9 protein-coding genes are annotated in these 11,057 nt (G+C 65.4%); 1 reads left to right on the forward strand and 8 read right to left on the reverse strand.

The features are described 5' to 3' along the window. Nucleotides 1-13: 13 nt before the first annotated feature. The 8 genes from EN955_RS30770 to EN955_RS30805 all read right to left on the reverse strand — a co-directional run bounded on the left by EN955_RS30770 (nucleotide 14) and on the right by EN955_RS30805 (nucleotide 10,614). Nucleotides 14-817, reverse strand: coding sequence for an ABC transporter permease (locus EN955_RS30770; RefSeq protein WP_024501674.1), 804 nt, complete (start codon nucleotides 815-817; stop codon nucleotides 14-16). Next, nucleotides 814-1,944, reverse strand: coding sequence for an ROK family transcriptional regulator (locus EN955_RS30775; protein ID WP_024501675.1), 1,131 nt, complete (start codon nucleotides 1,942-1,944; stop codon nucleotides 814-816). Before EN955_RS30775 ends, EN955_RS30770 begins: the two co-directional genes overlap by 4 nt. A 226-nt stretch (nucleotides 1,945-2,170) precedes the next feature. Beyond that, complete coding sequence (locus EN955_RS30780; RefSeq protein ID WP_013530685.1) at nucleotides 2,171-3,256, reverse strand: histidine kinase dimerization/phosphoacceptor domain -containing protein; 1,086 nt, start codon at nucleotides 3,254-3,256, stop codon at nucleotides 2,171-2,173. A 143-nt stretch (nucleotides 3,257-3,399) separates the two neighbouring features. Next, nucleotides 3,400-4,890 carry an efflux transporter outer membrane subunit gene (locus EN955_RS30785; protein ID WP_024501676.1) on the reverse strand — a complete coding sequence of 497 codons (1,491 nt, stop codon included), beginning with the start codon at nucleotides 4,888-4,890 and terminating at the stop codon, nucleotides 3,400-3,402. An 11-nt stretch (nucleotides 4,891-4,901) separates the two neighbouring features. Beyond that, nucleotides 4,902-8,045, reverse strand: coding sequence for an efflux RND transporter permease subunit (locus EN955_RS30790; RefSeq protein WP_024501677.1), 3,144 nt, complete (start codon nucleotides 8,043-8,045; stop codon nucleotides 4,902-4,904). A gap of 3 nt (nucleotides 8,046-8,048) precedes the next feature. Further along, nucleotides 8,049-9,320, reverse strand: coding sequence for an efflux RND transporter periplasmic adaptor subunit (locus EN955_RS30795; RefSeq protein ID WP_013530682.1), 1,272 nt, complete (start codon nucleotides 9,318-9,320; stop codon nucleotides 8,049-8,051). Between the two features lie 245 nt (nucleotides 9,321-9,565). Beyond that, complete coding sequence (locus tag EN955_RS30800) at nucleotides 9,566-9,772, reverse strand: hypothetical protein (RefSeq protein ID WP_024501678.1); 207 nt, start codon at nucleotides 9,770-9,772, stop codon at nucleotides 9,566-9,568. Nucleotides 9,773-9,933: 161 nt separating this feature from the next. Further along, on the reverse strand, nucleotides 9,934-10,614 hold the full coding sequence (locus tag EN955_RS30805) for a hypothetical protein (RefSeq protein ID WP_013530680.1): 681 nt from the start codon (nucleotides 10,612-10,614) through the stop codon (nucleotides 9,934-9,936). 239 nt (nucleotides 10,615-10,853) lie between these two features. Here EN955_RS30805 and EN955_RS30810 point away from each other — a divergent pair. Further along, nucleotides 10,854-11,057, forward strand: a 204-nt coding sequence (locus EN955_RS30810) for a response regulator (RefSeq protein ID WP_127223512.1), incomplete at its 3' end; no start/stop codon positions are given.

Here is an 11,057-nt window from a genome sequence, read left to right on the forward strand (position 1 = left end):
ATCCTGGGCGGCATCACACGCGCTCCTGCCAGACGGTCAGCCGGCGCTCGATCACCAAAAGGATGCGATCCATGGCAAGGCCGAGAAGGCCGATGGTGATCAGGCTGACGAAGATGGTCGGCAGGTCGTAGTAGAGTTGCGCCTGCTGCATGCGGAAACCGAGGCCGGTCTGCGCGGCGATCAGTTCGGCGGCCACCAGCGTCGCCCAGGCCGAGCCGAGGCCGATGCGCACGCCGACCAGGATGAACGGCGTCGATGCGGGAATGATGACGCGCAGGAAGATGGTCATGTCCTTGGCGCCGAGCACGCGCGCGGCGTTGATCATCGTCTTGTCGACGCTGATGACGCCCTGATAGGTGGCGACGACGCTGGCCAGGAAGGACGCCAGGAAGATGACGAAGACCTTCGGCGTCTCGTCGATGCCCATCGTCACGATCGCCAGCGGAATGATGGCCAGCGGCGGGATCATGCGGAAGAACTGCAGATACGGCTCGATAAGCGAGCGCGCGACCTTGTACCAGCCCATGACGAAGCCGACCGGGATCGCCAGGATGACGCCGAGGAGAAAGCCGGTCATCACCCGAGCAAGGCTCGACATGATGTCGGTGGCGAGCTGCCCGTTTGCGATCAGATCGATAAACCTGGACGCAACCTGTGGCGGTAGCGGCAGGCCCACCGCGCCGCCCGCCGTCAACACCCACCAGATGGCGATGCCGGCGACGAGACCGCAGAGATTGAGCGCGAGACCGCGATAGTCGATACCCCGATCCTCGTTCGAGCCGCCGCCGGAGCGTGTCGTCTTCGACGCTTCGCTCATCGCGACACCCCCGAATAGAAAAAATGGTCGAGCGCCGCCGCAGCAGCACCGATGGCGCCGGCACCTGGGCCAAGGCTCGACCGCTCGACCCGCAGCACGTCGCGCATCGGCGGCAGGACGCGTGGCGGAACGCCCCGCCTTATATGATCGATGAAGCTTTCCGGGGCTTCGGCCAGGTGACCGCCAAAGACGATCAGATCGGGATTGAGCAAATTGGTCGCCGTCGCTATGGCCGTCGTCAGATGCCGGAGCGCCGCGTTCCAGACGTCGGGATATTTCTCCACCGCGGCCAGCAGGCGCCTGGGATGAGGCGTGTCGATATGGGCGGCGCGGGCCAGCGCGCGCTCGGACAGAAACGTCTCCAGGCAGCCCGCATTGCCGCAGGCGCAACGCTCGCCATCCTCGACCACCTGGACATGGCCAAGCTCGACGGCCCCGTAGCCGCCGGGACGGAACGGCATGCCGTTGATCACCAGACCGGCGCCGAGGCCGGTGCGCAGATAGATGTAGAGCAGCGCGGTCGTGTCGCGCCCGATGCCGTAGCGCGATTCCGCCAGCGCCATCGCGCTGACATTGTGCTCGACCACCACCGGCATGCGCAGCGCCGTTTCGAGTTCGTCGGCGAACGGCACGTCCTTCCAGTCGTAATTGACCGACTGCAGGTTGCGGCGGCGCTTGGTGTCCACCGGTCCCGGCACGCCGAGCCCCAGGCCGATCAGGCGCGAACGGTCGACTCCGGTCTTCTTGATCAATTGCTCGACGATCCGCACCACCATGCCGATCACCGCGGCGGGTTCGCTGGTGGCGGTGTCGAAATGCTGCGAGGCCATGGCTTTCGAGGCGGCCCTGAGGTCGGTGATGGTCGCGTCGATCGTTCCCGCGCCAATGTGCACGCCAACTACGGACAGGGCGTCGGGCACCAGCGCGACGCCGATCGCCGGCCGGCCGACGGGTGCATCGCCGGCAGTGGCCTGGTTGAGCTCGACCACGGTGCCTTCCCGCAGGAGATGGGCCGTCAGATGGGTCAGGGCGGTGGGTGACAGCGAGGTGCGCCGCGCCAGTTCGGCGCGCGACTGCGGACCGTCGTCGCGCAGGATTCGCAGGATCGCTCCGTGGTGCGCGCCCATTCTTCCTCCCTATTATTTTCTAATGTTAATAAATTAATTAAGCCTGTCAAGCACGGCAAAGCGCGGCTTGCGACTGGCATCGATGCACCTGGCTTTCACCCTACCCTGCCGCTGGAGTAGGGGCATTGACGCGAAGGGAGATAGCGGGGAAGGCAAGGCCGGCATGAGCAGGTCGAAGATCAGCCAAGCGGAGACGGCCACCTATGCCGCTTGGCTCCCGCGCGCGCTAAGCTGCGGTGGCAGCCGAGCGCTTGAACAGGATGGTCACCCGCGTGCCCTCGCCGGCGCTCGACGTCACGTCGAACTCCGCCTTGGCATTCTCGGTCAGCGAGCGGGCGATCAGCGCGCCGAGTTTGCCGCGCTTGGGCCAGCTCTCGCCGTCCGGCAAGCCAATGCCGTCATCGGCGACCACGATGCGGCAGCCATCGCCGTCAACGATGCTGTGCAGCGTGATCGTGCCGCCGTCACGTCCCTGGAAGGCATGTTTGAGCGCATTGGTCAAAAGTTCGTTCACCACCAGCCCGGTCGGCATGGCGACATTGATCGACACCGGATAGGTGTCGACCTTCATGTCGAGGCGGATGCCCTCGACCGCATGCGAGTTCATCACCGCCGACGCGATCTGGCTGAGATAGACGCCAAGATCGACCTCATCCTTTTCATCGTCCCCCGACAGCGTCTGGTAGAGGATTGCCAGCGCATCGACGCGACCTGCCAGCCTCTCGAAACGCTTCTGATCCGGTTCGGCCGCGTTGCGCGTCTCCATCCGGATCAGTGCGGTGATCATCTGCAGATTGTTCTTCACCCGGTGCTGCAATTCGCGCAGCAGCGTGTCCTTCTCGCGGATGCGCTCGTCGATCGATCGCGCATCTTCGGTTTCGCCATGGGCCGAAACGTCGACCAGCGCCACCAGCCGGAAGCAGGCCTTGCCATTGTCGTCCTCGATGACGTTGGAATAGACGTCGACGATAGTCGGTTGGCCTTCCTTCCGCTCCAGCCGGAACGTGCCGATGAAATCAGTGTCCTCGACCACGGCCTCGAACAGCGGCCGGTCCTTCTGCTTGTGCAGGCCGGTGCCGGAAAGCGCCGCCCAGTGTTGGCGAGCGAGCATCGCCGCCTTGAGGCCGGACAGTTTCTCGAATTCCGGATTGGCATAGACGACACGCTCCTTCGAACCCAGGTCCGAGACGGCAATGGCGATCGGCACCTGGTCGAGGAACTTCTTGAACTGTTCGCTTTCGAGCGCGCTGGCAAGGTCCGGCGTTTCGAGCAGCTGCCCGACCGCTTCGGCCTTCTGTGTATCGGATGTCATCTGCGGCGCCTGTGCTGTGTGGGCACCATCAATAACAGCGATGCGATCACCCCGCCATCGCCAAACATGGAGTCCGCATTTTCACGCCCCGCATCGGCGATGGCGGCGTGTCTGCCGAATTGACGCCGCTGCCTGAGAGCGCCTCAGGAGGCCGGCTTCGACGCCAGCCGTGGACCGGCCTTGACGTCGACGATCTCCGGCTTGGCGCTGTCGACCGCGCCATCCCAGCCGCCGCCGAGCGCCTTGTTGAGGGCGATGTAGTTGGTCGCCAGCAGGACGCGGCTTTGCAGCAGCGAGTCCTCGGCCGAATAGAGCGAGCGCTGGGCGTCGAGCACGTCGAGGAGGCTTGTCTCGCCGGCCTTGTAGAGCGAGCCTTCGAGACTTGCCGCCTCGCCATAGGACTTCGCGGACGAGGCGAGCTTGGCGATCCGGATGCGCTCCTGCGACAACAGCACCAGCGCGTTCTCGACATCCTCGAGCGCCGTCAGCACCGAAGACCGGTAAGCGATGAAATACTGATCGCGTTGCGCCTTGGCGAACTCGACGGCCGCCTGCAATTGGCCGGCATTGAACAGCGGCACACTGAGCGTCGGCCCGAACGACCAGCCGATCGACGAATTCTTGCCGAGATCGCCAAGCTTCAGCGCCGCCGTGCTGATGTCTCCCGTCAGGCTGACCGAGGGATAGCGGGCGGCTTCGGCCTGGCCGATCTTGGCGGTATATTGCGCATATTGGCGCTCCGCCATGCGCAAATCGGGCCGCGATAGCAGGAGGTCGGCGGGAATTCCGGTGGGCATCGGCAGGCGCGGTGCAGGAATGGGCGCGACCCGCTTCAGCCGCTCGTTGAGCGAGGCAGGCGGCCGGCCGGCCAACACCGCGAGACGATGCACGGCCTGCGTATAACTTGCCTCCAGCGTCGGAACGGCGGCTTCGGTGCTCGCTGCCTGCCCCATCGCCTTGGCGACATCGGCGGCGGTCGCCGTGCCCGCCTGCGCCATGGTGCGGGTAAGTTCGGCGGTCTGTCTTTGCGACGCGGCCGAACGACGGGCGAGCGCGATGCGGGCCTGGTAGCCGCGCGCCTGGGTATAATAGGAAGCGACATCGCCGACCAGGGTGAGAAGCGTCGAGCGCAGTTCCTCCTGCGAGGCGTTCAGCCCGTAGCGCGCGGCCTCTACGCCCCTCCGGTTGGCGCCGAACAGGTCGAGCTCCCAGCTTGCATCGAAGCCGGCCTGGTACTCGCTGTAGGTGGCGTCAGAGCCTGATGTGGTCTCGGCCGACTTGTTGCGGGAGGCCGAGCCGGAGCCGTCGGCCGAAGGCAGCAATGTGCCGGCACTCTGGCGATAGCTGGCGCGCGCCTCGCGGATTTTTGCCTTGGCGGTGGCGACATCGAGATTGCCGGCAACCGCTTCCTCGACAAGCGTGTTCAGCTCGGGATCGCGTAGCCGCTGCCACCATTTTGACAGTCGTGCCGGCTGGGCAGGCATTGTCGGCTTCTGGCCGCTCCAATTCGCCGGCATTGCCATTATCGGTGTCTGATAATCCGGACCGACGACGCATCCCGCGAGCAGGACAGCGGTGAGCATAGGCGCAAGAAGCCGCCTCGCGGCCACCGAGCCACGTTCCAAACCTGTCATGTGAAGTTTCCTTATTGCTGGGTGGCCGTCACCGGCGTCTCGCCCGTATCTGGTTTGGCCGCCCTGCCCTTGAAGATGCGCCGCACCGTGACGAACAATAGCGGCACCAGGAAGACGCCGATCACCGTCGCTGCGATCATCCCGCCCATCACGCCGATGCCGACCGAGTTCTGCGCGCCCGAGCCCGCACCGCTGGCGATCGCCAGCGGCAGCACACCGAGGATGAAGGCCAGCGACGTCATCAGGATCGGCCGCAGCCGTTGTCGCGCCGCCTCCAGCGTCGCCTCGACCAGCCCCATCCCGGCGGCTTGCCGCTCGATGGCGAACTCGACGATGAGGATGGCGTTCTTGGCGGCGAGACCGATCGTGGTCAAAAGGCCGACCTTGAAATAAACGTCGTTGGACTGGCCGAACAGGCTGGCCGCCAGCAGCGCGCCGAAGATGCCGATCGGCACCGACAGCATGACCGCGAACGGGATCGACCAGCTCTCATAAAGTGCGGCCAGGCACAGGAACACGACCAGCGCTGAGATCGCATAGAGCGACAGCGCCTGGTTGCCGGAAAGCTTCTCCTGGTGCGACAGCCCGGTCCACTCGTGCGAATAGCCGGCGGGCAATTGCGCGACGAGCTTGTCGATCTCGTCCATGGCGGCACCCGAGCTGACCCCCGTGGCCGCCGCGCCCTGGATCTCGACCGCCGCCGAACCATTGTAGCGCTCCAGCCTGGGCGAGCCGAATGTCCAGTGGCTGGAGGCAAAGGCCGAGAACGGCACCATGGCGCCGCTGGCGTTGCGGACCTGCCATTTGTCCAAATCTTCCGGCTGCATGCGGAAGTTCGGGTCCGACTGCAGATAGACCGGTTTCACCCGCCCGCGATCGATGAAGTCGTTGACGTAATCGCTGCCCCAGGCGGTCGAAAGCGTGTTGTTGATGTCGGCCAGGCTGACGCCCAGCGCGCTGGCCTTCTCCTGGTCGATGTCGACCGAGAATTGCGGCTGGTCTTCCTGGCCGTTGGGCCTTGTGTTGGCGAGCACCTTGCTCTGCCCGGCCAGGGCCAGAAGCTGGTTGCGCGTCTGGATCAGCGCGTCATGGCCGGCGCCGTTGACGTCCTGCAGGTAGAAGTCGAAGCCGTTGGTGTTGCCGAAGCCCTGGATGGCGGGAGGCGCGAGCGCGAAGACTTGCGCGTCCCTGATCTTCGAAAACGCGCCCATCGCCCGGCCGGCGATGGCCTGCGCGGCGGAAGCCGGCGATTTGCGCAGGTCGAAATCCTTCAGCCGCACGAAAGCGATGCCGACATTCTGCCCTGCGCCGCCGAAGCCGAAGCCGGAGGCGGTGAACACCCCGTCGACGACGTCCTTCTCCTGGTTGAGATAATGGTCGGTCACTTCTGCCAGCACGCGCTCCGTGCGATCCTGCGTCGCGCCGACCGGCAGCTGCACGCTGGTGATCAGGATGCCCTGGTCCTCTTCCGGCAGGAACGAGCTCGGCAGCCGGGCAAACATCCAGCCCACGGCAACGACGATGGCCAGGAACACGACGAGGAAGCGCCAGGATCGGTTGATGATGCCGTGCGAGCCGTCGCGGTAGGCAAGCGTGCCGCGGTCGAAGACACGGTTGAACCAGCCGAACGGGCCGGTCTGCGTCGCATGGTCCTTGGGCGGCCGCAGGATGGTGGCGCAAAGTGCGGGCGTCAGCACAAGGGCGACCAGCACGGACAGCACCATCGCCGAGACGATGGTCACCGAGAATTGCCGGTAGATGATGCCGGTCGAGCCGCCGAAGAAAGCCATCGGCACGAACACGGCCGAAAGCACCGTGGCGATGCCGATCAGCGCGCCGGTGATTTCGTGCATCGACTTGCGCGTCGCCTCCTTCGGCGACAGGCCTTCCTCCTGCATCACGCGTTCGACATTCTCGACGACGACGATGGCGTCGTCGACCAAGAGGCCGATGGCCAGCACCATGGCGAACATGGTCAGTGTGTTGACGGAATAGCCGAACAGCGACAGCACGCCGAACGTGCCGAGCAGCACCACCGGCACGGCGATCGTCGGGATGATGGTGGCGCGCAAATTCTGCAGGAAGATGAACATCACCAGGAACACCAGCACGATCGCTTCGGCCAGCGTCTTGAGCACCTCCTCGATCGACAGCCGCACGAAAGGCGAGGTGTCGTAGGGATAGACGACCTCGACCCCTTGCGGGAAGGTCGAGCTCAGCCGGGCGATCGTCGAACGCACCGCTTCGGCGGTGTTGATGGCGTTGGCGCCGGTCGCCAAATTGACGGCGACGCCGGCCGCCGGCTTGCCATTGTAATTGGCCTGCGTCGTATAGCTTTCGGCGCCGAGCTCGACGGTGGCGACATCGTTGAGGCGGACCAGAGAGCCATCGGTCTGGCTCTTCAGGATGATGTTGCGGAACTGTTCGGCGGTCTGCAGCCGGCTCTTGGCCGTCACCGTGGCATTGAGCTGCTGGCCCTTGCGCGCCGGCAGGCCGCCAAGCTGGCCGGCCGAAACCTGCGTGTTCTGCGCCTCGATCGCCGAGGCAATGTCGCTCGGCATCAAGGCGTATTTGGCGAGCTGGTCCGGATCGAGCCAGATGCGCATGGCATAGCCGGAGCCGAACAGCTGCGTCGAGCCGACACCCTCGACGCGCTTCAGCGTGTCGTTGACGGTGGCGTCGACATAGTCGGCGAGATCGGTCGAGTTCATCTTGCCGTCGGTCGAGACGAAGCCGATGACCATCAGGAAGCCGGTCGAGGATTTGGAGACGGTGATGCCGTTGCTCTGCACCACCTGCGGCAGCTGCGACTGCACCAGCTGCAGCTTGTTTTGCGTCTGCACCTGGGCGGTATCGGGATCGGCCGCTGTGGTGAAGGTCAGCGTGATCGAGGCCGAACCGGTCGAGGTCGACGTCGCCGTCATGTAGTCGAGATTGTCGATACCGGTCATGCCTTGCTCGATGACCTTGGTCACCGAGTTCTCGACCGTCTGCGCGTCGGCGCCCGGATAGGTGGCGCTGATGTTGACTGTCGTCGGCGCAATCTGCGGATATTGCGAGATCGGCAGCGTGGTGAGTGCCAGAAGGCCGCCCAGCATGATCACGATGGCGATCACCCAGGCGAAGATCGGCCGGTTGATGAAGAATAGTGACATCGCTCAGTTCCCGGTCGCGGCGGCAGGCGCCGGTTTCGCCGCATTGGACGCGGCCGGTGCGGCGGAAGTGCTCTGCCCGCGGTCCTTGACCTCGCCGGTCGTCTCGTCGATCGTCACTTCGACACCCGTCGCATCGCCGCCGGGGCGCACCAGTTGCATGCCCTCGACGATGACGCGGTCGCCGTCGCCGACACCCGAATCCACCAGCCAGTTGTTGCCGACGCTGTTGCGCACGGCGAGCACGCGCGTCTCGACCTTGCCCTGCGCGTTGATGACCATCGCCGTGGCCTCGCCCTTGGTGTTGCGGCTGACGGCACGCTGCGGCACCAGGAAACTGTTCTGGGCAACGCCCTCCTCGACCAGTGCCCGCACATACATGCCGGGCAGAAGCAGGCGGTCGGGATTGGGGAACTCGGCCCTGAGCGCAAAGGTGCCGGTGGTCTGGTCGACATTGGCGCCGGCGAATTCCAGCTTGCCGGTCTGCGTGTAGATGGTGCCGTTCTCGAGCTTCAGCTTCACGCTGACATTGGGCCCGCTGAACTTCAGCCGCCCTTCCGAGATCGCCTGCCGCAGATTGAGCAGGTTGGTGCTCGACTGCGTGACGTCGACATTGATCGGATCGAGGGCACGGATGGTGGTCAGCACCGTGTCCTGGTTCGCGGTCACCAGCGCGCCCGGCGTCAGCGTGGACTTGTCGATGCGCCCGGCGATCGGTGCCGTGATGGAGGTCCGGTCGAGGCTGATGCGCGCCGTCTCGGCACTGGCCTTGGCCGAGGCGACATCGGCTTGCGCCTGCGCCAGCGTGGCGGCGGCATCGTCATAATCCTGTTTGGAAACAACGTTCTGCTTCAACAGGCCGGCATAACGGTCGAACTTGGCCTGCGCCGTAGGCACCGCCGCTTCCGCCTTCTGCTGTGCGGCGACCGCGCTGTCGTAGGACGCCTTGTAGCTCGCCGGATCGATGAGGTAGAGCGGCTGTCCAGCCGCCACCTCGCTGCCCTCCTTGAACAGGCGCTGCTGGATGATGCCGTTCACCTGCGGGCGCACTTCGGCAACCAGCGAGGCCGCCGTGCGTCCCGACAGTTCGGCGGTGATCGCCACCGATTGCGGATGCAGGGTGACGACGCCGACTTCCGGTTTGCCGGGCGCGCCCATGCCTGCGGGGGCGCTGCTCTCCTGCGAGCAGGCCGCCAGCAGAAAGGCGGATGCGAACATCGCGGCCCAGGGCGCCAGACGGCGTGCCGGCTGCAAAGACGGGCTAGGCTGGATAGACATGGACTGAATGATCTTTCGCTGGAGTTGCGGGCGCGGGCAATCGACCGCTTGGTCGAGGCATGCCGGCCGATATCTTGATGGTGGGCCGCGCCGGTCTGCGGGCGGCGACGAGCAATGCTTCGAAGCGGCTCATGTCGCGCTCCTTCTCGGCGGCCAGAGCTGCTCGAAGGTCGAGTAGCCGGCCGCGATGCCCACCAACATCATTATGCCGATCAGCGAGGACATGCCAAGCGCCTTGCCGGAATTCACGCGATCTTGCGGTCATGATGCCCATGGTTGTCGAGCGGCTGCGACAGCGGGAGCGACAACCGCCAGGCGGCGAAACTCAGGCGGATCGCGCCCTTCAGCGTGTCGACCGGCGGGGCCAGCGGCATGCCTCGCCCGACAGGACCGAACGAGAGCCTCGGGCTGGCGGACGCGAGCAGCCGCAGCATGATCATGGCTTCCCACATTGTCGTGCTTCCATTGCAGGGTTCGAATTGGGCATGGTTCCGAATTGGCGCGATTCGAACTGGGCGTGATCGAAACGAGGATGGCGGAGATACGCCCGCCATCCCCGGAGAACCGGCCGACCCGAGAACGGGTTGGGTACCGGGCCGGCCGGTGCAGTCGGTCAGAGTTGCTCGTCGTTCCCGGGCTGGGGCGGGAGCTGCCTGCCATCGTTGGGCAGGCCTCTGGGGCCGGCTGCATCGTTCGGCGGACCGCCCCAGGGACCGGGGGGTGATCCATGGGCACGTTCCGCCGAAGCGAGGAGTTCGAGTTGTTCGGGCGTCAGCTTGGCGCGCAGTTCAGCGATCGCCTCCTTCAGTCTGCCGGCCGAAACCGCGCGGGCGGTAACGTCGTCGGCCAGCTTTTCCTGGAATGCGAAGGGATCGGGCTTGCCGCCCGGGCCTGCTGCGTCGGGGTCCTTCGCTTCAGCACCAACGGGCCGCCCGCGGTCAGGCCGAGGCTGCGAAAGCACCGCCTGCAGCGCGCTGGTGTAGTCGCGCCAGGCGTCGAGTTGTTCGGTGCGGATGCCGACGCGGGTCTCCAGCGCGGCGAGCCGGGCGGCCAGCATGAATTCCGGCGGCGGACCCATGCGGCGGGGGCCAAAGCCTTGCGGGCCGAAACCCTGCGAACCAGGTCGCATCGGTCCATGCGGGCCGGGTCCATTCCGGCCGTGGCCTGCCCCATCCTGCATGGCCATGACAGGGGGCGGCTCACCGGGTCCGGCGCCGGGGTCGGGCTGCGCCGCCAGCGCGGGGTGAATTGCGGCGACGGAAAACAGGCCGAGCGCAAGAAGTCTGCTTGGCATAAAGATGTTCCTTTCTCTCATGCTTCGGACGGTTCAGAGGATAGGAAGCGTCTTTGTCCGCTTCGCGTCGGCGTGTTGCCGAAGGTTTCCGCAAAAGGGCAATTTGTTTCCGAATGTTTCCCATGGCCCGCCGGAAACGTTCGGTTGCAATTTTCCATGCCGCTCGGGCGCGGCTCTCCTATAATCGCGGCAAGCCCCTGCAATCACGGGTCCCAATATTCATCGGCAACGGCACGGTCATGCAGTCACAACCCCATATCCTCGTCGTCGACGACGACCGCGAGATCAGGACGCTTCTCCAGCGTTACCTCGACAGCCAGGGCTTTCGCGTCACGGCGGCGGCGGACCGGCGCGAATGCGAGCAACGGCTTGGCTCCGGCCAATTCGACCTGATTGTGCTCGACGTGATGCTGCCGGACGGCTCGGGGCTCGATGTCTGCCGC

It is taken from the genome of Mesorhizobium sp. M7A.F.Ca.CA.001.04.2.1, from assembly GCF_003998485.1.
Lineage (GTDB): Bacteria > Pseudomonadota > Alphaproteobacteria > Rhizobiales > Rhizobiaceae > Mesorhizobium > Mesorhizobium ciceri.

Excerpts from the sequence above, each read along its gene's own strand:
- EN955_RS30780 (WP_013530685.1), bottom strand. The coding sequence starts at position 3,256 with ATGACATCCGATACACAGAAGGCCGAAGCGGTCGGGCAGCTGCTCGAA.
- EN955_RS30775 (WP_024501675.1), bottom strand. The coding sequence starts at position 1,944 with ATGGGCGCGCACCACGGAGCGATCCTGCGAATCCTGCGCGACGACGGT.
- EN955_RS30770 (WP_024501674.1), bottom strand. The coding sequence starts at position 817 with ATGAGCGAAGCGTCGAAGACGACACGCTCCGGCGGCGGCTCGAACGAG.
- EN955_RS30795 (WP_013530682.1), bottom strand. The coding sequence starts at position 9,320 with ATGTCTATCCAGCCTAGCCCGTCTTTGCAGCCGGCACGCCGTCTGGCG.
- EN955_RS30790 (WP_024501677.1), bottom strand. The coding sequence starts at position 8,045 with ATGTCACTATTCTTCATCAACCGGCCGATCTTCGCCTGGGTGATCGCC.
- EN955_RS30805 (WP_013530680.1), bottom strand. The coding sequence starts at position 10,614 with ATGCCAAGCAGACTTCTTGCGCTCGGCCTGTTTTCCGTCGCCGCAATT.
- EN955_RS30785 (WP_024501676.1), bottom strand. The coding sequence starts at position 4,890 with ATGACAGGTTTGGAACGTGGCTCGGTGGCCGCGAGGCGGCTTCTTGCG.
- EN955_RS30800 (WP_024501678.1), bottom strand. The coding sequence starts at position 9,772 with ATGTGGGAAGCCATGATCATGCTGCGGCTGCTCGCGTCCGCCAGCCCG.